The 18,745-nt window shown below is 57.1% G+C and carries 20 protein-coding genes and 5 pseudogenes; 18 read left to right on the top strand and 7 right to left on the bottom strand.

Annotation, left to right across the window (positions count from 1 at the left end):
- The 8 genes and pseudogenes from VGC62_RS12350 to VGC62_RS12315 all read left to right on the top strand — a co-directional run.
- The coding region (locus VGC62_RS12350; protein ID WP_331187362.1) for a formylglycine-generating enzyme family protein at positions 1 to 210 on the top strand (210 nt) is incomplete at its 5' end.
- Entirely contained in the window at positions 203 to 799 is a 597-nt protein-coding gene (locus VGC62_RS12345) for a LysR substrate-binding domain-containing protein (RefSeq protein WP_331187361.1), read from the top strand. The genes VGC62_RS12350 and VGC62_RS12345, both read left to right, overlap by 8 nt.
- Positions 800 to 1,341: 542 nt before the next feature.
- Positions 1,342 to 1,914, top strand: coding sequence for a hypothetical protein (locus tag VGC62_RS12340; protein WP_331187360.1), 573 nt, complete (start codon positions 1,342 to 1,344; stop codon positions 1,912 to 1,914).
- Positions 1,907 to 2,397 (top strand): annotated as a pseudogene (locus tag VGC62_RS12335) (LysE family translocator). Before VGC62_RS12340 ends, VGC62_RS12335 begins: the two are co-directional and overlap by 8 nt.
- 6 nt (positions 2,398 to 2,403) lie before the next feature.
- Positions 2,404 to 2,541 carry a hypothetical protein gene (locus tag VGC62_RS12330; protein ID WP_331187359.1) on the top strand — a complete coding sequence of 46 codons (138 nt, stop codon included), beginning with the start codon at positions 2,404 to 2,406 and terminating at the stop codon, positions 2,539 to 2,541.
- Between the two features lie 978 nt (positions 2,542 to 3,519).
- Positions 3,520 to 4,507, top strand: a pseudogene (gene tnpC, locus VGC62_RS12325) (IS66 family transposase); the annotation flags it as partial.
- 327 nt (positions 4,508 to 4,834) lie between these two features.
- Positions 4,835 to 5,596 (top strand): SDR family oxidoreductase, encoded by a 762-nt coding sequence (locus VGC62_RS12320; protein ID WP_331187358.1) that lies wholly within the window; start codon positions 4,835 to 4,837, stop codon positions 5,594 to 5,596.
- A 264-nt stretch (positions 5,597 to 5,860) separates the two neighbouring features.
- Positions 5,861 to 6,034 (top strand): Arm DNA-binding domain-containing protein, encoded by a 174-nt coding sequence (locus VGC62_RS12315; RefSeq protein WP_331187357.1) that lies wholly within the window; start codon positions 5,861 to 5,863, stop codon positions 6,032 to 6,034.
- On the opposite strand, the pseudogene VGC62_RS12310 reads toward VGC62_RS12315, so the two are convergent.
- The 6 genes and pseudogenes from VGC62_RS12310 to VGC62_RS12295 form a co-directional block, all read right to left on the bottom strand.
- Positions 6,010 to 6,153, bottom strand: a pseudogene (locus VGC62_RS12310) (IS630 family transposase); the annotation flags it as partial. The gene VGC62_RS12315 and the pseudogene VGC62_RS12310 overlap by 25 nt on opposite strands.
- 108 nt (positions 6,154 to 6,261) lie before the next feature.
- Positions 6,262 to 6,403 (bottom strand): annotated as a pseudogene (locus VGC62_RS27705) (hypothetical protein); the annotation flags it as partial.
- 304 nt (positions 6,404 to 6,707) lie between these two features.
- Positions 6,708 to 8,099 carry an aspartate aminotransferase family protein gene (locus VGC62_RS12305; protein ID WP_331187356.1) on the bottom strand — a complete coding sequence of 464 codons (1,392 nt, stop codon included), beginning with the start codon at positions 8,097 to 8,099 and terminating at the stop codon, positions 6,708 to 6,710.
- A 17-nt stretch (positions 8,100 to 8,116) separates the two neighbouring features.
- On the bottom strand, positions 8,117 to 8,305 hold the full coding sequence (locus VGC62_RS12300; RefSeq protein ID WP_414705788.1) for an aldehyde dehydrogenase family protein: 189 nt from the start codon (positions 8,303 to 8,305) through the stop codon (positions 8,117 to 8,119).
- 45 nt (positions 8,306 to 8,350) lie between these two features.
- Positions 8,351 to 8,514, bottom strand: a pseudogene (locus VGC62_RS27700) (NAD-dependent succinate-semialdehyde dehydrogenase); the annotation flags it as partial.
- A 170-nt stretch (positions 8,515 to 8,684) separates the two neighbouring features.
- A complete protein-coding gene (locus VGC62_RS12295) occupies positions 8,685 to 9,170 on the bottom strand; it encodes an Lrp/AsnC family transcriptional regulator (protein ID WP_331187355.1) in 486 nt (161 codons plus the stop codon).
- Positions 9,171 to 9,416: 246 nt separating this feature from the next.
- On the opposite strand from VGC62_RS12295, the gene VGC62_RS12290 reads away from it, so the two are divergent.
- From VGC62_RS12290 to VGC62_RS12260, 7 genes are all read left to right on the top strand, one after another.
- The gene (locus VGC62_RS12290; protein WP_414705787.1) at positions 9,417 to 10,196 is read left to right on the top strand and encodes an ABC transporter ATP-binding protein; all 780 of its coding nucleotides are present in this window, start codon (positions 9,417 to 9,419) and stop codon (positions 10,194 to 10,196) included.
- 40 nt (positions 10,197 to 10,236) lie between these two features.
- On the top strand, positions 10,237 to 11,052 hold the full coding sequence (locus tag VGC62_RS12285) for a transporter substrate-binding domain-containing protein (protein ID WP_331187354.1): 816 nt from the start codon (positions 10,237 to 10,239) through the stop codon (positions 11,050 to 11,052).
- Between the two features lie 76 nt (positions 11,053 to 11,128).
- On the top strand, positions 11,129 to 11,842 hold the full coding sequence (locus VGC62_RS12280; RefSeq protein WP_331187353.1) for an ABC transporter permease subunit: 714 nt from the start codon (positions 11,129 to 11,131) through the stop codon (positions 11,840 to 11,842).
- Complete coding sequence (locus VGC62_RS12275) at positions 11,842 to 12,546, top strand: ABC transporter permease subunit (protein ID WP_331187352.1); 705 nt, start codon at positions 11,842 to 11,844, stop codon at positions 12,544 to 12,546. Before VGC62_RS12280 ends, VGC62_RS12275 begins: the two co-directional genes overlap by 1 nt.
- A 66-nt stretch (positions 12,547 to 12,612) precedes the next feature.
- On the top strand, positions 12,613 to 13,713 hold the full coding sequence (locus VGC62_RS12270; protein ID WP_331187351.1) for an NAD(P)/FAD-dependent oxidoreductase: 1,101 nt from the start codon (positions 12,613 to 12,615) through the stop codon (positions 13,711 to 13,713).
- Positions 13,714 to 13,758: 45 nt separating this feature from the next.
- Positions 13,759 to 14,112 (top strand): cupin domain-containing protein, encoded by a 354-nt coding sequence (locus VGC62_RS12265; protein ID WP_331187350.1) that lies wholly within the window; start codon positions 13,759 to 13,761, stop codon positions 14,110 to 14,112.
- Positions 14,113 to 14,158: 46 nt separating this feature from the next.
- Complete coding sequence (locus tag VGC62_RS12260; protein ID WP_331187349.1) at positions 14,159 to 14,677, top strand: NAD(P)-dependent oxidoreductase; 519 nt, start codon at positions 14,159 to 14,161, stop codon at positions 14,675 to 14,677.
- On the opposite strand, the gene VGC62_RS12255 is transcribed toward VGC62_RS12260, so the two are convergent.
- Complete coding sequence (locus tag VGC62_RS12255; RefSeq protein ID WP_331187348.1) at positions 14,671 to 15,582, bottom strand: LysR family transcriptional regulator; 912 nt, start codon at positions 15,580 to 15,582, stop codon at positions 14,671 to 14,673. The genes VGC62_RS12260 and VGC62_RS12255 overlap by 7 nt on opposite strands.
- A gap of 123 nt (positions 15,583 to 15,705) precedes the next feature.
- Here VGC62_RS12255 and VGC62_RS12250 point away from each other — a divergent pair, with 123 nt between their 5' ends.
- The 3 genes from VGC62_RS12250 to VGC62_RS12240 all read left to right on the top strand — a co-directional run bounded on the left by VGC62_RS12250 (position 15,706) and on the right by VGC62_RS12240 (position 18,284).
- A complete protein-coding gene (locus tag VGC62_RS12250) occupies positions 15,706 to 15,987 on the top strand; it encodes an FAD-dependent oxidoreductase (RefSeq protein ID WP_331187347.1) in 282 nt (93 codons plus the stop codon).
- Positions 15,988 to 16,629: 642 nt separating this feature from the next.
- A complete protein-coding gene (locus tag VGC62_RS12245) occupies positions 16,630 to 16,998 on the top strand; it encodes a helix-turn-helix transcriptional regulator (RefSeq protein ID WP_331187346.1) in 369 nt (122 codons plus the stop codon).
- Positions 16,995 to 18,284 carry a type II toxin-antitoxin system HipA family toxin gene (locus tag VGC62_RS12240; protein WP_331187345.1) on the top strand — a complete coding sequence of 430 codons (1,290 nt, stop codon included), beginning with the start codon at positions 16,995 to 16,997 and terminating at the stop codon, positions 18,282 to 18,284. The genes VGC62_RS12245 and VGC62_RS12240 overlap by 4 nt, the downstream gene beginning before the upstream one ends.
- The last annotated feature ends 461 nt before the right edge of the window (positions 18,285 to 18,745 follow it).

Genomic DNA, 18,745 nt, shown 5'->3' with positions numbered 1-18,745 from the left:
GTGAACAATGCAGCAGATGGCTTTATCGGCACCGCACCCGCGCGAAGCTTCGAGCCGAACGGCTTCGGCCTGTTCAATATGCTTGGTAATGTGTGGGAGTGGTGCGCAGATTGGTGGAGTGCAGATTGGCATAGCGTTGCGTCAGGCCCCACCCGCTTGCGCCCGCGAGGACCTGAGCACGGCGACGCCAAAGTGATTCGAGGTGGCTAGAAAATTGCGCCTGGGCATCAGTGATCACGTTGCAGGGCCCGAGTTGCCCAGCGTTCTGGACAAGATCAAATCCTACGATCCAGGCTTGGTGATCAGCGTCAGAGTGGGCGCATCTCATGAATTGCTTACCGAATATGACCGGGAGGAAATCGACGTTGCAATCGTTCGAAGCGAAAAACATCGTCGGGATGCGGAGCTCCTGTTCGAGGATCGATATGGCTGGTTCGCGGACCTTTCGATGCGCACACGGGCAGACCCCATGCCGCTGGTGACGGTGGATGACGCATGCGGAATTCGCGGCAATGCCATTCGGCTGCTCGCTCACGAGAACATTGCGTGGCTGGACAGCTTCATTGGCGGCGGGGTGTCCACTGCGCTGTATGCCGCAGCTGCTGGTATCGGCGTAGCGCCGTTGCCTGTATGGCTGGCGGCTTCCCGACTGATTGATGTCGGGGAGCTTTTCCAACTGCCTCCATTGCCCAATGTCGAGATGGTCATGTACTCGCGCTGGATGGACGCGCGCACGAGAGAAAGTTTGCGAATACTGGCGGGCGCTTTTCGCGGCATCACGTTGAGTCATCTGGCCTGAGGCTGGCCAGTCCAGTTCGGGCATAAGCAAAGAAGGTAACGGTCTTTGCCTCATGCCCGGCAATTACGTAGCGTCATTCCTTTCAGTGGAAGAGCCACAGTTCAATGAAGAACTACTTTCTAAGCCCCCAGGCGATGTCCCAGGCGTTTGACAGCGTCAATCTCAACCCACCCCGACGCGATTTCGACACAAAAATAGCGTTGCTGAACCGGTTGCGATCGAGCTAAAACGAAGAGGCCCTGTCATCGGCCCAACCCGATAGAGAAACGATTTACAACACGGCTCAAACCATTCGAATCATGGCCCAGCGGCGCGGTGGTACGGCGCTGGCGTATTTGCTGGAACAGCTCGGCAGGAACCTGCCCATTGCGTGTGAGGGAGAAACCGCACTGATGTGACCCTCCAGGGAGTGCTCACGCGCGCAGGCCACCGCCCTGGCCACCAATTCGCTTTATCTGGTCAGCGCGCCGTTTGTCGAAGTCGAAGACCGTCGCAATGCCGATCAATACCTGTTGATCGTAGAGGCTGACTCAGGTGACCCTGTGGTTGTGGTGCTACGGGCAGCGGATATTCAGGTTGACGAATACCCGGCGCATTCGCCCATCCATTTGAAAAATGTCGCCGCCAAGGGTCTGCCGCTTGCGTTGAACATCGACGCCCTTCCAATTGACGCTCAAGTTGGGCCGCTGTGGTTTTCTTGCCTGCTCAGCGGCATGACCGACCGTCTGTTCGCCTTTGTGAAAAGGCTGTACAGCACACATGATCCTCGACAGCTACAGGCCCAACGCAATGGTTCGAGAATGCAGGCCTGCCTCGCTCACATCGATGCGTTATTGCTCTCGCAGGAGCTGGCGCTTCGTGATATTCTCAATCACCCTGCGCACGGTGTTTTCAACACCGCAAAAGTACACTCCATCGCGCAGCGTGTTGCCTCCAGTGCGCTCGAAGCGAGTAACCTTGTGCTTCGTACGCTACGTGAGCTGTATCACGACGAGATCGATCCCGTGGCCCGTCAGGTCCAAGCCATCACGGCTGACTATTATCTGGCAGACCTTGGCATGAGGCCGGCGCTATTTCCTGATTCCCTCGCTGCTAAGGAACAAATCAATGGTTAACTGGCCTGCCGTGGTTGCGGTGTTCTCAGTGTATTGCGCAGGCGTGGTCATCCCGGGTCCCAACTTCGTGGCGGTTGCACACAAGGCCGTGTCCACGACGACCTTGCACGCGCTGATGCTCGTGGCAGGCATCGTCGTGGTCAATCTGTTCTGGGCAACGTGCGCCATTCTTGGCATTAGTGCGGTCTTCACATGGCTGCCCTGGCTGGCAGTGATCGTGAAGTGCCTCGGGGGGGTTATCTGATCTGGTTTGGCGCTCGTCTGATCATTGGGTCAGGGAAAACGCCGGTGATTACGTCACAACAGCGTCAAACAATCACTCTAAAAGATGCGTTCACTCAAGGGGTTGCCACCAATATTGCCAATCCCAAATCCGTCGCGTTCTACGCCGCGATTTTCTCTGCGTCGGCACCTTCTCACTTCGATGCCGCAACGTTCATCGCCATGCTCGCAATGGTCGGTATCGTGGCTTCCCTGTGGTAAGGGACTGTGGCCATCGTGCTATCCCACCCGCATGTCGCTGGAGCCTATGCCAAGAAGAAAAAGCACATCGACCGCTTCTGCGGCGCCCTCATCATCTTTCTGGGCTTCAAACAGCAGAGTTTCTTCGACGAGCCTCGGACGTAAACTATCGGGCTATTTACCAGGCCCTGGAGGCAATCGAGAATTCGGAAATAGGCGACACTTGTCCGGCTTGTTTAACCCCTTTGGATAGAGTTTCTGTGAACCCTTTCGAGAGGGCACGGCATGAGCTTCAGGCGTTAAGTGCTTTAGAGCAATTGAAGCATTCAAAACGACGGAATGACGAACGAATTGCGCTCTTGGCGTCTAGGGTTGCGACAGGGTTGACCATCGTGAAAGCCAATGTGCAAGCTGGCGTTCCATGCGTTTTGCCTACAGATCATCTTCAAGCGGCACTTTCTGACTTTCATGCAGCGACGGATCGTGCTGAGGTAGCGTCGGTCGTTCTTCGCCTATTCCTGGAACTCCAAATCGAGAAACATTTAGCTTGGACGCGCACTGGCGCAGTCCTGTGCGGAGAAAGCTCGATGATGTGCGGTTTTCAGTCGGCGAGTGTTTTGACGGACCTAACCTGAGGATATGGCTGCCGAACGTCGCTTCGTTCCAGGCAGCTTGATGCGCCAACAATCGGTTGTGGATTTTCCTGACATGATGATGACCGTTCGATAGTGGGGGATTTTTCGAGCAGGCCTGCGCTATTGATGCCGTCAGGTTGATAACAGTTTTTAGCTGGCTAAGCGCAGAATCTAATAGCCCTCCTTGGAGGTCGGTCTTTTTTGCTGTTGAAACGACCCAATAACAAGTCCAGAATTAAGTCCTTTCCTGCTTCTGCAAGGAAATAAAAACCTTAGATTTCAATGGGTCGGACACCAGATGCGAGTCTCGTTTCCCGCTCCAAATATTGCGCTGCAGAGTTCCATTGAATTCTGTAAGTGATTGAAATCAGGACCTTCGGGTCCTTTTTTCGTTCCAGCAGGAACCACTGAAATCCAGCACGATCCGGTGCGTTTAAGTCCCGATGGGTATGTTGAATTTGGATGAGTGCTGAATCGGTTTGTTGCTGGAACAGCTTGATGAGCATCTGGCCCTGACGCTGTTCAGGAACTCGCTATGGCACTCTCGGATATGACCGTTCGTCAACCGTTGGGTAACCGTCCGGCCAAGTCATCTACCCAGGCACCCGTTCCAGCTCAGCTCATCGATAAGGGCATCCCAACCGCTGGGTTGCTGGCCCACGTCATGATTGCCAAGTTTGCTGACCATTTGCCGCTTTACCGTCAGGAATCGATCTTCGGTCGAGCGGGCCTGGCGATTCCACGTTCAACCTTGGCTCAATGGGTTGGCGTGACTGGCGTGCAGTTGCAGCCATTGGTCGATGCGCTGAGCGATGTAGTGCTCGGGCAGCAGGTCATCCACGCCGATGAAACACCGTTGCAGATGCTTGCTCCGGGTTCGAAGAAAACCCACCGCTCTTATGTCTGGGCCTACGCCACCAGCCAATTCTGCGAAACAGCGGCTGTCGTTTACGACTTCAGCCCAGCCGCGCCGGTGAGCATGCTCGCAACTTCCTTCAACACTGGAAGGGCAAGCTGGTCTGTGATGATTTTGGCGGTTACAAGGCCAGTTTCGAACTCGGCGTGACAGAGAACGGCTGCATGGCCCACGCGCGGCGCAAGTTCTTCGAACTGCACTCCACCGACAAGAGCATGCTCGCCGAGCAAGCCCTGCGCTATATCCAACTGCTGTACGAAATCGAGAGAGAAATCCGCGACCTGGAGCCGGATTTACGCTGCCGAATACGGCAAGAAAAGGCCGTGCCGGTGATGAAAACGCTACACGCCTGGATGATCGCCCAGTGCGCTCTCGTGCCTGAAGGCTCGGCTATTAGCAGAGCGCTGGATTACAGCTTGAAACGCTGGGCAGCGCGGCGGCGATCATGAGCTTGATCCAGTCTGCGCGACTGAATGGTCATGACCCGTACGCCTATCTGAGGGATGTCCTCACGCGTCTACCGACGCAGCGGGCGAGTGAAATTGAGCAGTTGCTTCCGCATAAGTGGCAGTCGGTTTAATCACGCAAGGCGTGGTGTCGGACGCATACACCTAGCCGATAGCTGTGACAAAGGCGGTGTTTTTCACTTAAAAATACGTGGACACCTCCGCCATTAACGCCAGGATTTCCGTGCGTCAAAGAACTTCTTGTCCCAAACCTTTTAAAGCTCAAGTCGTCCAGGAATGCGTACAGCCGGACGTCTCAATGACAAGCGTAGCTTTGTGCCACAGAATAAGCGCCAACCTGATTTGAAAATGGATACCTGCCTATCGTGACCGCCTGACGCCGACGTTGCCTGCTGGGTGCTACGGTAATGGCTCTCTAGCAACCAATTCGAGATATCCATATGAAACCCAATCCGACAATCGATAACGTATTACGCGTCGCGTTGGTTACAGGATCGACTTCCGGTATCGGCGCAGCCATTGCACGTGTACTAAGCCGGGCAGGCTATGCGGTGGTGCTCCATTCGCGAAATTCTGCGGATACGGGACGCGCTATGGTTGCCGAAATGAAGCAGGCTATTTACGTGCAAGCTGATCTTGCTTTCGAAGCTGACAGGGTCAGGCTTGTTAACGAGGCTATCGCCGCGTGGGGGCAGCTCGACGTATTGGTCAATAACGCCGGTATTAGCAGAGTCATTCCGCACGACGACCTTGCCTCTGCCAATTCGACGGTGTGGCACGAACTTAACGAGGTTAATGTCGTGGCGCCGTTCCACCTGGTCGCTTTGGCCGAGTCGGCATTGCGCGATGCCGCCCGTTACCGTCGAGCAGGTTGCGTCGTAAACATCAGTTCGCATGCCGGTATCCGTCCTAAGGGCGCATCGATTCCCTATGCGGTAAGCAAAGCTGCGCTTAATCACATGACCCGCTTGCTCGCGGTATCGCTTGGGCCAGAAATTTGCGTAAACGCGGTGGCGCCTGGCTTGGTCGACACGCCTCTGACCGCAGAGTGGACAGATGCCCAAGAGTTGTGGCGAACTCGCGCACCTTTGCGCAGGGCCGCTAGCCCAGACGACATCGCAAAAGCTGTTGTAATGCTGGTCGAGTCGGACTACTTAACCGGCGAGATACTCCTGTCAGACGGCGGGTTGAATCTGACCTAGGTTTAGCGTGCTCCGGTGGAGCAGGCGAGAAGACGAGTCACCCTGTTTCGCCGACTCGCCCAAACGCCGGACGGATACCATAGCTTTTCAGGGCGGGCTAGAGGACTCCGCCGGACGGATACGCTGATGCCGACGCACCGGGAGAGTGAAATTGGGGAGTTGTTGCCGCATCGGTGGCAACCGGCTCAGTTACGCAAGACGGGATGCCCGGACGCTTACACCGTTGGCCCGTATCCCCTCCTTGATCTAAAAAGGAGGTGTCTGATGGCTCTGACAGATACAGCGATCAAGCAAGCCAAGCCCGCTAGCAAGCCTTATACGTTAACTGATGGGGATGGCTTATCTCTGCCGGTGCCCATGACTGGCTCGAAGCGCTGGCATTTCCGTTTCTATTGGCATGACAAGCAATTGCGTATTTCAACCCGCGAACAACCTTGAGCGGCCAACAGGATCACCCGGGCCCGACGACCGTCACGTTGACTGATGGTGGCAGACCTTGTGCGCCGACTCAGCTCAATTTGTTCGTCTTCACTGAGCACGATGTCCTGAGAGTTCATGTGAGCACTCCAAGCACTGACTGACCGTAGAAGCATCATGGCCCAAGTTGGAAGCTTATTTTAGAGACAGCACACTAGCGTGCCGGGTAGGCAACGAAACTGACCCTTTCAGGCCAACAACGCCTTCATTAAGCTGCTGGCTCCGAGGATTTTTATAACCCGCTTCACGTTGTAGGCGAGTACGTTCAGGCTCATTTCTGCCCCCCTCCAGCTTTCGCGTCAAAAAATGCGTAGCGCCCATCCATTGTTTCCAGAACTGCCGATGTGCCCAAGGCTGCTCCGCTAAGCAAAAAACTCTGGCCTCCCAATCACTCTGCGAAATTCATCTTTGCGAACTCAAACGGCGACGTTCCTACGCCCATGGAACCAGGCGTGGACACGCTTTCGCGTGCCAGACATCAATGCTTCGCCTAGGCTGCTCGCCCGGGCTGTTGCATGACATCAGCCTATGCTTAACCAGTTTTGGCGCCCCGAATCAATCTCTCCGCTGCGATTGATACATGCAGGCGAATATCAGTTAGGGCACCAGAGTTATCAGGCGTAATGGGTTGGCTTCATGCCTTCAGCTCTTCTATTACGCTGAGCACTGCTTTGTGCGCCAGACTGACGATCTCGTCGATTTCTCCGGTGGTGGTGACCAGCGGCGGGGCAAAACCGAGGATGTCGCCGTGGGGCATGGCGCGTGCGATCAGGTTCAAGTCACGTGCCGCCTTCGACACGCGAGCGCCAACCTTCAGTGCGGGATCGAATCGGGTTTTGGTCGCAGGGTCGGCGACGAATTCGATGGCTGCCATCAGGCCGACCCCACGGACCTCGCCAACGATCGGCAGGCCGGCGAAGGTTTCTTTCAGGCGCTGTTGGAAATAGCTGCCAACGCGTTGTGCGTTGCCCGGAATGTCTTCGCGCTCGACGATATCCAGCACCGCGTTTGCCGCTGCGACGCCAAGTGGATGGCCCGAATAGGTGTAGCCGTGAGAGAACGCGCCGACACGATCCGCGCCATCTTCCAGCACCTTGTAAACCTTCTCGCCAACGATCGCTGCGGACAGCGGCACGTACGCCGAGGTCAAGCCTTTGGCGACGGTGATCAGGTCCGGCTCGATGCCGTACAGGTCACAGCCGAACATCGCGCCGGTACGGCCAAAGCCCGTGATGACCTCATCGGCAATCAGCAGGATGTCGTACTTCTTCAGAATCGGTTGAATCGCTGCCCAATAACCAGCTGGCGGCGGGGTGATGCCACCCGTGCCGAGCACCGGTTCGGCGATAAACGCACCAATGGTGTCCGGGTCTTCGCGCAGGATCAGCGCTTCAAGTTCTTCGGCGCGACGGGCAGAGAACTGCTCTTCGGTTTCGCCAGGTTCAGCACCCCAGTAGTGGTGGGGCACTCCGGTCTGCAGAATGCCGGAAACCGGCAAATCCATGTGGTCATGGTAGAAGCTCATGCCGGTCATGGAGCCAGCGATGACCGAGCAACCGTGATAACCGCGCTCACGACTGATGATTTTCTTCTTTTTCGGCAAGCCGCGCAGGTTGTTGTAGTACCAGACCAGTTTCGCTTGGGTTTCATTGGCATCCGAACCGGACATGCCATAGAACACCTTGCTCATTTTGCCCGGCGCCATGCGTACCAGTCGGTCGGACAAGCGAGCCAGGTCCTCGGTGGTATGCGCTGCGTAGGAGTGGTAGTAGGCAAGTTTGTGAGCCTGGCGAGAAATGGCATCCGCCACTTCAGTGCGACCATAACCCACGTTCATGCAATACAGGCCGGCAAAGCCGTCGATGTATTCTCGGCCGGTGGCATCAGTGATGCGGATGCCTTTGCCGGTTTCGATGATCGTCGGGTCGCCGGTCTTGCCACTGGCGAAATCCTTGAGCTGGGTGAACGGATGCAGTACCGATGCACGGTCCAGCGCTGAGATGTGGTCCTGAGTTTGCTTATCCATGAGAGTTCTCCAGTGGATTAAAGGCTGCCGACGCAGACGTATTTGAGTTCCATGTATTCAGCCAGGCCGTGACGCGAGCCCTCACGGCCCAGGCCTGATTGTTTCCAGCCACCGAACGGGATCGGTGGGCCGGTGAATCTGGCGGTATTGAGCGCGACCATGCCGAATACCAGCCGGTCCGAGACCCGCGCAGTTGGTCGCGCCACAGAACGAAGGCCTGACTCGCGGCATCGACGGCTTTGTCCATCCGCTTCACGTCGCAATGGGCGACCTGGACAATGACCACGCTCGTTGCTGGATCAAGCACCGGCAGCCGTGACTCGCACTCTATCCACTGTCCGTCGATAAAAGTGCGGGTTTCGAGAAGCTCGGGGCAGCGCAGTTGCTCAAGCGCCAATAGGGCAAGGTGTTTCATGTCAAAGTCTCATCGTCGAGTGGACGGGCATGGACTTATTCTAGAAAACAGCAAGTTGCCTAATGCTGCGTAACAACGGCGATTGATGCAGTAATGCTGAGAGTTTTGGGGATATCAGCAGCTTTACTGCGCGCAAATGGATTCAGAGGATGTTTTCGGGCCTGGCCGGGTTATTTGATTTCGATGGCGCCCGGTATCGGAATGCTGAAACCCGCCTTGACCCGGTCCATCACCACCATCGTCTTGAAACCCTTGATGTTGGGGTTGTTATAGAAGAACTGCCGGGTGAATTGTTCGTACTCTTCCATGTTGCGGGTGGTCACCACCAGGACGAAGTCGGCATCACCGGTGACGTAATAGCCGCTCATGATTTCCGGCGTGGAGCGAATCGACTGTTTGAACGTGTCGATGATGTCCGCGCGCTCGCGTTCCAGCGACACCAGCACCAGCATCATCACATTGCGCCCGACCGCCTTGGGCGATACCACCGCAATATCCGCCTCGATGATGCCTTGTGCGCGCAGACGCTTGAGCCTGCGTTGAATACCGGTGCTGGATAAGCCCACCAGTTCGCCAAGCTCTTCACTGGATATCCGGTTGGAACGCTGCAATTCACTCAGCAGTCTTGCGTCGATTCTGTCCAGTTCCAAAGCCATGCCTCATCCGTCTCATCTGTTTCGTAAACGGGCAGCGACGCGCTTGCGTGAGCGCACACCGCGACTGCCATCGCGGCATAGATTAGCGCGACACACCTTCATCTGCAGAATTGAAGTTTCGGCTCATTTGATGGTGTACATAACATTTGGTTATTCATGGCGATAAATCTCGCATTTGACAGTATGGTTGTTGCGTTCCAAATTGTTGGCCACACACAAGGTTTCATTCAGCAAAGGGCAGTGGTAATGAGCGTTGATGTCGGTCCTCCCATTGCTCTGCGAGTCGATGCATTGCATAAGCAATTCGGTGATGTGGCCGTTCTCAAGGGCATCGATCTGAAGGTGCGTCAGGGTGAAGTGATCTCGCTGATCGGCTCCTCCGGGTCAGGCAAAAGCACCTTTCTACGCTGCCTCAATCTGCTGGAAATTCCTACGTCGGGTGCTATTGAAGTCAACGGCCAAGGACTGCATATCGACACCGCTAGCGATGGAACTGCTCGTTTGAGCAACCCGCGTCTGGTGGATACGTTTCGCCTGCAACTTGGGATGGTGTTTCAGAGCTTCAATCTCTGGCCACACCGCACGGTTCTGGAAAATGTCACCGAGGCGCTGATCTGGGTGAAGAAACTGCGCCGGGCCGAAGCCGACGACAGGGCAATGAAGGTGCTGACGCGGGTCGGCATGGCTAACAAGCGTAACGACTATCCCTCGTCACTGTCCGGTGGACAGCAGCAGCGGGTGGCTATCGCACGGGTATTGGCCATGCAGCCGGGGATCATTCTGTTCGATGAACCTACCTCGGCCCTTGACCCGGAATTGGTTGGCGAAGTGCTGCGGGTTATCCGTCAACTTGCCGAAGAGGGCAATACCATTCTGCTGGTGACCCATGAAATGCGCTTTGCGCGCGAAGTCTCGAGCCGGATCATTTTTCTACATCAAGGGGTCATCGAGGATGACGGGACCCCTGAACAAGTTTTCACTCACTCCAAATCCGAACGTGTCAGGGCATTCCTGTCACAACATTGAACCGCTGCCACCACTGAAAAAAGACTTTAGGGATTTCTCTATGAAGAAGACTTTGCTCGCGTTCGTTTGTGGCACCGCTTTGATCGCATCGGCCTCTGCTGTCAGCGCCGCCGAAGATACCCTGACCGTCGGCACCGAGGGTGACGCGCCGCCCTACAGCATGGCGGACGTCAATGGCAATGTGACCGGCTACGACGCCGACATCGCCAACGCTGTCTGCAAGGAAATGAAAGTCAAATGCCACTTCGTCGTGCAATCGTTCAGCACGCTGATTCCTTCCCTGAGCACTGATCGTTTTGACGTGATCGTTTCCGGCCTGGGTATCACTGAAGCGCGCAAGAAACAGATCGATTACTCCATTCCTTACGGCGGCGTACCTCAGTATTACGTGGTCGCCAAGGATTCGCCGATCGCGTCCGCGGGCTCCATTGCCGAGATCGAGAAAATGCTCGATGGCAAGACCATCGGCGTGGTCAACGGCACTACTTACGCCAAGTACGTGCAGAAGCACTTGCCTAAGTCCGAGATCAAGACCTACGACGCCACCACGCAAATGCTGGCTGATCTTGAAGCCGGTCGCATCGACTCCGCGTACAGCGACTCCCCGACCTGGACCGATTTCATCAAGACCCCAGGCGGTGCACGCTTTACCCGGGTGAAAGTTGCTGTACTCCAGGCAGACGATCCGACCGTGCTTGGCTATGGCATGGGCATGGGCATCGGCATCCGCAAAGGCAACACCACGTTGCAGGGCAAGGTCGATACCGCACTGTGCGCCCTGTCGAAGAAAGGCGAGCTGACGACCATCAGCAAGAAGTGGTTCGACGAAGACTACGCCATCGCCTGCAAGCAATAAGACGTTTGTGAATGCCCTCGCCAGCCTCAACGGCGAGGGCTGCGATCGCGCAGTAATGAATTGATGCAGGTGTGCGATGACTGACGTATGGCGGTTTTTATTCGAGCAGGGCTGGGCGGTTTCCCTGCTCAAAGGCAGTGCAGTGACCTTGGGCCTGGGCGTGTTAGGCATGTGTATGGGACTGATCATCGCGCTTCCACTGGCGATCATTCGCTGGCGCGAAGTGCGCGTGATGGGGCGTGTGGTCGAGGCCTACACGATCCTGGTACGCAGTATTCCCGGGCTGTTGATCATCTATCTGACCTTCTTCGGTTCGGTACAGGCGGTCGACAGCATCGCTGAGTTTTTCGGCTTCCAGTCGGCAGTGCGCAGCGCGTATCCGTTTCTCATGGGCATGCTGGCGATCAGCATTATCTCCAGCGCGTATTCGGTTGAAGTCTTGCGCGGTGCTCTGCAGACGATTCCAGAAGGGCTGATCGAAGCGTCCAAGTCGCTGGCCATGCCCCGCAAGGCGATTTACCTGCTAATTGTTCTGCCATTGATGCTGCGCAACGCGCTGTCGGGCCTCAACAACGTGTGGCAGATGACGATCAAGGACACTTCGCTGGTGTCTGTGGTGGGTCTGGGCGAGCTGATGCGCACGGCCGCGCTGGCGGCGGGCATATCGCGCAGTCCATTGATCTTCTACTTGATCGCCGGTGCTGTGTTTCTGCTAATCACCTGGGTCAGTCAACGGCTGTTCGTGGTCTGCGAGCGCCATCTCAATCGCGGCTTCATGGAGGCACGCTGATGGACATGGAGCTGGTGCAGCAAGCCATTCCCTTTCTGCTCAAGGGGGCTCAGGTCACTTTGATCATCGGCTTGTTCGGGGTGTTGTTCGGTCTGCCCCTGGGCGTTTTCGTTGGCCTGGTGCGGTTGTCGCGCCACCGGCATACGGCCGCGTGCTTCTCTGCGTTCAGCGCATTCTTTCGCGGCACGCCGTTGCTGGTCCAACTGTTCATCATTTACTACGGGGTCGGCCAGTTGGAGTTCGTGCGCAATAACCCGGTGTTGTGGTGGGTGGTGGGCAGCAGCCTGCACTGCGCGATTCTCACGGTGGTGCTGAACACCATTGCCTACACCTCGGAAATCTTTCGCGGCGCGTTTCAGTCGATCCCCCAAGGCATGGTCGAGGCGGCGCAGGCCTGCGGGATGTCGTGGTGGGTGGCGTTGTTCCGGGTTCGCTTTCCGCTGGCGCTGCGACAGGCCTTGCCTGCCTATGGTAATGAAGTGGCCATCGTGATCAAGGAGTCGAGCCTGGCTTCGACTATCACGGTGCTGGAAATCACCGGTTACGCCAAGCGCCTGATGAGTGAAACCTTCGCCATCATCGAGATATTCGTCATCGCCTCGGTGTTCTATCTGATGATCAATCTGCTGGCGATGCTGCTGGTGCGTCAGGTGGAGAAGTATTTGTCGAGCGGCGTTCGGACCGGTCGCAAAGTTCATATCTGATTCTCGCCTGCGCGGGATGTTATTGGTGCGCGCGACGCGTGTCGCGCTTTGCTCAAGGGTCGTTAAATGAAACATATCATCGTTGTCGGCGCTGGCGCCGTCGGGCTTTCCTGCGCGCGTGCTGCGCTGAAACGGGGTCATCGGGTCACAGTCGTGGAGCAAGGGTCGCTGCCTAACCCTCAGGCAGCGTCCTATGATCAGCACCGAATGATCCGTTACCAGTACGGTGACGCCGAAGGCTACACGCGGATGGTTGGCGAGGCGTTTGGTGCGTGGGAGCGACTGTGGCAGGACATTGATGCGCGCCATTTCGTGGCGACCGGAACCTTCGGTGTTTCCCTGGAGGCCAACGATGAGATCTTCCACAGCGTTTCGACCCTCACGCGACTTGGCATTAGCCATGAACTGATGGACAGCACCAGCGCCGAGCGGCTGTGCCCGCAACTCACCCTGCCGAGCGCGGCACAAGGGTTGTACCAGGCCGACGGCGGCGTGCTGTTCGCTGACCGCATCGTCGACAGCTTGCTCGCCTGGGTCACCCTGCACGGCGCGCGGATGCGGCCGCACACCCGCGTAGCACAAGTCGATACCGGGGCGAGTCGCGTCACCCTGGCTAACGGCGAAGTCGTCGAAGGCGACGCGCTGGTGGTCGCTGTCGGTGCCTGGTTGCCGGGTTTGATGCCCCATATTCCTGATCTGCCCACTTGGCGTCAGGCGGTTTGTTATGTCCAGGCTCCCGCAGAATTCCAGGCAGATTGGGCCAACGGGCCATGCCTTACCAACCTGGGCATCGGTGACAACTATGTACTGACGCCCGTAGACGGGACCGGTCTGAAGTTCGGTTCGGGCTTACATCGCCGGGCAGGCCCCCCCGACGCGGCAGGCTTCGTGGCGGATCCGGAGGAAGGCTACGAAGTGATCAGTCATTTCGCCCCGTACCTGCGTAATGCTGCGGCGTATCGTCCGATCAGGATGGCGGTCGGCTACTACGTGAAGGATGCGACGGCCAAGTTTCGCGTGCAGCACGATGGCAAGGCAGTGGTCATCACCAACTGCGACGGCCAAATGTTCAAGTTCTCCGCATTGATGGGCGAGCGCGTCATAGCCTCGATCGACGGGGAATTGGCAGCGTCCGAACTCACCTCCTGGGCAGCGGGCGAGCGCTGATTTTTTCTACGAACCCTTATTCGAACTCAACATACAGGTACCTTTATGAGCTTTCTCACACACTTCAATTTTTCCGACCTTGGTGAAGGCCGCAAGGGCGAGCCTTTGCCGGAGCGTCTGGTCGAAGGCGATCCAAAGTTCACCACCTGGGACATCGAAAAAAACGCCGATGGCCGTGTCAAGGCGGGGGTTTGGGAAGTGACGCCCGGCGCTTACTGGTCGATCAAGGGCGAAAGCTGGGAGTACTGCGCAATCCTCTCTGGCATTTCTGAGTTGGTGGAGGAGGGGGAGCCGGTCAAGCGCATTCAAGCAGGCGATACCTTCATCATGCGTCCTGGTTTCAAGGGCATCTGGCGCGTCATTGAAACCACGCGCAAAGTCTGGGTCCAGCTGGATTGACCGGTATGAGCTTCGTCTACAAGGCTGAACCGGTGCGGGGCGAGGAGTGGCGGGCGCTGTTATGCTGGGTAAGCACGTCTTGCAGCAACTGCGACCGTTCGGTTTTCCTTTGGCTGGCTGGAGTCGCTCTGGCGCAACTCTTGAGGGTGTGGAGGTGTTTGCCGGGGAAAGCCAATTGCCTGAGTTTCTGGCGCGAACCGACATCCTGATTTGCCTGCTGCCATTGACCGACGAAACGCGCGGGATTCTGAACAGCCGCTTGTTCAGGCAACTGCCCAGAGGCGCAGCGTTGATCAACGTCGGCCGAGGCGCGCATCTTATCAATGCCGATCTGCTGGAGGCCCTGGACGCGGAGCAGTTGCGCGCCGCCGTGCTCGATGTCTGTGACCCGGAACCTTTGCCTCAGGATCATCCGTTCTGGCGTGATCCAAGGATCATCATCACACCCCACGTGGCCAGCATGACCCACCCTGAAACCGCTGTGGAGCGAGTGCTTGAGGTGATTGCCCAGCATCAGGCCGGCATGCCGTTGAGTGGCGCGATAGATCGAAACAAGGGCTACTGAGGAGGAGAGAGGTCTTGCCCGGTCTGCAGGATCAGCTCGTTGTGCCATTCCATGAATTGCTTGCGGAACAGATCGACAATGGCTGAGCGGTTACGGCCGGACTGGCGCAACTCGGCGAAGCTGGCATCGATGAACACACCGAATGGCCGGATGGTAATGCCCTTGCCCAGAAAGTCCAGTGTCGCACTGGGATCTATGATGGTGATCCCGGCGCCTGCCGCTACCATGATCAGCGCCGTGTGGGAGAGCAACGCCTCCAGCGTCACGGTGCGCGGCACCCCTGCAAGGGCGACTTCAACGCGCATGGCAAACAGGCTGCCGGGTTCAAGGGCAATCATGCGTTGACCGATGAGATCGGCGGGGTAGATCACCGACTTTGCGGCCAGCGGATGTCCGTCGGGCAGGGCGACGACTGCGGCGATCGGCTGCATCGCCACGTCGAAACCGGGACGATCGATGGGGCCGTCGGCGTATCCCAGGTCAGCTTGTCCGGAAGCCACGCTTTCCATCACCTGAGGAGAAATCAATCCGGTCACGGCGACGTAAAGGTTGGGCTTGTCAGCGACGAACTGTGCGACGAAGCGCGGAAGAATGCCGCTTGCCAGTGCTGGCATGGCGGCGATGCGCAGCGAACCTGCCGAGTGACGGCTGATGTCTGCTGCCACTTGCGTCAACCGGTCCAGCCCCACGAATGAGCGAGTCACCTCTTTGATCAGGGTAAACGCCGCTTGAGTCGGGATGATCTGATTGCCGTGGCGTTCGAACAAGAGCAGCTTGGTCGCCGCTTCGAAATCACGAATAAGCCGACTGACCGCAGGTTGTGTGACGGACATCAACTCGGCGGCGGCCGTCATGCTGCCGGTGGTCATCACTGCGCGAAACGCTTCGACCTGTCGCAGGTTCATCAAACAGCTCCATAATATTTGGTTATGCACAAGGCTAAATTCTGAATTTTACGTAATGCTCGTTCAATCGCAGATTAAGTGCAAGTCACTCATCGACCGTGGGCCAGGCAACAAGGAAACAGGGTGCAACAGCGGGAAATAGTCATCGTCGGCGGCGGGCTCATGGGCGCGGCACTCGCCTGGGCGCTGGCCGGGCTAGGGCATGACGTGCTGGTGCTTGATGGTGGCGACCTCGATCCACGGGCCTCGCGGGCCAATCTTGGTCTGGGTCAGCGACAAGGGGCTGAACCAGCCGGACTACGCGATTCTGTCGCGGGACGCTGCGCTGCACTGCACTGGCCAGCTTTCGCCGCGCTATTGCAGAAGCAAACCGGCATCGACCTGCAATTGCAGCAGCCCGGCTAGTACCGTCTACATAACAAGTGCTGTCGTAACGTACGTGCGCATTCACACGCAGCCGGTCAGCAGCGTCCAGCAACACAACCAACTGAGTTGTTACAGGATGTAGAGGCCGTCAACACCTTGTTCCAGGCTATTCGGCAGCACAGGGGTAGTGTGGCTCTTAAGTAGGCGTTGATCGGAGGCGCCGAACGGCGGACACCTTCATCCAAGCCTATGGCGTGTCGCCTGGAAGGTGGCTGAGCCATCGACAAGCAGGCAAGCAGTAGCGCGGCGAGCGAGTATCGCCAGGCAGGCGCCGGGCTGTGGGACAGTGCCATCGTGCATCCCCGTTGATGCGTAATGGCCTGATGCCGGGGCTGTGGGCGCACGAAAGCCGCAAACAATGGGGACTCTCTGCTCACCACTTTCTTGAGGCGCAGCTATCCGGTGGCGCTGCACCATTCGTTCTGCAAAGGGGGGGTTAGCAGCAGGGGTGTCATTCGATCATGTGTTGCCGCGCCAGAGGGCAGATGACGAATAGAGGATCGTCAGTACGAAAACTACCAAATATTACTTTAGCGCTCCGATAGGAGCGCTAAAGTTGTTTTTTAGTTCCCTTGGGAGCGGTTATTGAAAGTGATGGTGCGGTGTGGAATAATCGTTCTCATGGAAACAAATAAAGAAGTTAAGCGTTCCCATGGGGGCGATAAAATGAATACGCCGTTGCCTTTACCTGTCGAGCGGGCGCTTCGCAAGCTCGGCAGCGACATTGAGCTTGCGCGTAGGCGCAGGCGGATTTCGCAGTCCTCGCTCGCCGAGCGAATGGGGGCGTCCGTATCCACCGTTCGACGCATGGAGAAAGGTGATATGCGCGTGCCTATTCACTTCTTCGCCCGCGCCTTGCATGTGTTCGGCGAGATACAGGCCCTGGCCGCACTGTTGGATACGGCGCGTGACGACATCGGGCTGACGCTGATGGACGAACAACTGCCCAAACGTGTGCGCAGCAAATCACCTCCATCGGGGGCACTATGAAATCCGTCACTTCGGTCCGCCAACAGATTCAGGTCTGCATCGGCAAGGTGGGAATACCTGTCGGCACCCTCGTTTACGTCAAGCAGGGGCACCGCGAAAACACCACCTTTGCTTACGATCAGGGCTGGCTGGGAAATCCGGATGGGTTCAACGTTTCCGCCGATCTCAGTCTGATCTTGGGATATCAGCCACGCAGAGCACCTTCAGCTCACGATTCAGTCTTTCACTTCGCCATTGCCGATACGGCGCCGGACGCCTGGGGACGTCGGGTTATCGCACGTGACCATGCCAAGCGTCGTAAGGAAAATCCATCACTCGCGCCGCTGACAGAGATGGACTACTTACTGGCGGTTGACGATTTCAGCCGGATCGGCGCGCTGCGCCTGCGTGATCAGAATGATCATTATTGTCGGACGGTTGACAATGGACGGCGCGCTACGCCGCCACTGCTGGAGCTTCAGCGTATCTACCAGGCCAGCCGGGCGGTTGAGAAAGGCCAGGAAAGCACCGAGGATCTGCGTTATCTCCAGGGCAAGGGCACATCGCTCGGCGGCATGCGCCCCAAGACCACGGTGGTCGATGAAGATGGTGCTCTCGCCATCGGGAAATTCCCGAGCGTGGGTGATACCCGTAGCGTGACACGCGGAGAGGTACTGGCCTTGTGCCTGGCAAAACGAGCAGGTATCGATGCTGCTTCTGCTCGTATCGTTGAGCTGGATGGTGTGCCGGTCGCTATCATTCGCCGCTTCGATCGCGATGGTGCCGATGGACGTATTCCGTATCAGTCCGCCGCGTCTCTGCTACAGGCTTCGCGGGAAGAAGACCGAAGCTATACCGAAATCGCCGATGCCATCCGCTCGGTGGGGCATGCGCCGACCGCAGATGTGCAGCAATTGTGGCGGCGGCTGGTTTTCAATCTGCTGATCACCAATGTGGATGACCACCTACAGAACCACGGCTTCCTTCATGTGGAAAAGGGGCTTTGGCGGTTGGCGCCCGCATTCGACCTCAATCCCTTTCCAGACAAGGAGCGGGAATCGAAAACCTGGCTGTCGGAGCAGGATGGACCGATCACCGATCTTGAAATGCTGCTGGTCCGGAGCGCCTATTTTTCGTTGAACAGGACGGAAGCTTTGGCCGTGCTGGCACAAGTGTACGCCGCTGTGTTGGATTGGCGTCAGGTTGCGCTCAGCGCGGCGGTGGGGCTGCAAACGAATGAGCTGGACGATTTCGCGCCAGCGTTTGAGCACGAGCAGATGGAGGAGGCGCAGGCATTATTAGCCTGAAATGTCCGTCAGGTATTGGTTCATTGAGGGCATCAATAGTGGATGCATATTCGGCAATATTTACAAGATTGATCAGCAACGCACCAACGATGAGCGTTACATCGAAGGAACCACATTCAACGTCCTGTTTCTGAAATGTAAGGCGCATACCCGAGGCAGGAGCCGTATGCGGTAGTTCCGCACGTACGGATCTGGGCGGGGGTGGCAGGTAACTGCCATCCCTACCGCGACCGTTTATCCAGCCCGGTTCTTACGACAACTGGGGGCCTCTGCGTTCTACACCGAGGTGCGTTGCGGATTATCAGCTTTGGCGCAAAGCCACTTTCTATCCGTGATGATTTAATCGTCCAGCTTCAAGGGCGCGACAGTGACGCTAGCATCGAAGCGCGAGTCGTGCTGTTGATCCGTTTCTTGCGGCGTAAGCAGAAAGTTTGTCTGCCGTTAGCGGACGTTTGCAAACT

It is taken from the genome of Pseudomonas sp. (assembly GCF_036404235.1).
Taxonomy (GTDB): Bacteria; Pseudomonadota; Gammaproteobacteria; order Pseudomonadales; family Pseudomonadaceae; genus Aquipseudomonas.
Note: the sequence above shows the minus strand (reverse complement) of the source record. Positions and strands in the feature narration are given on the sequence as shown.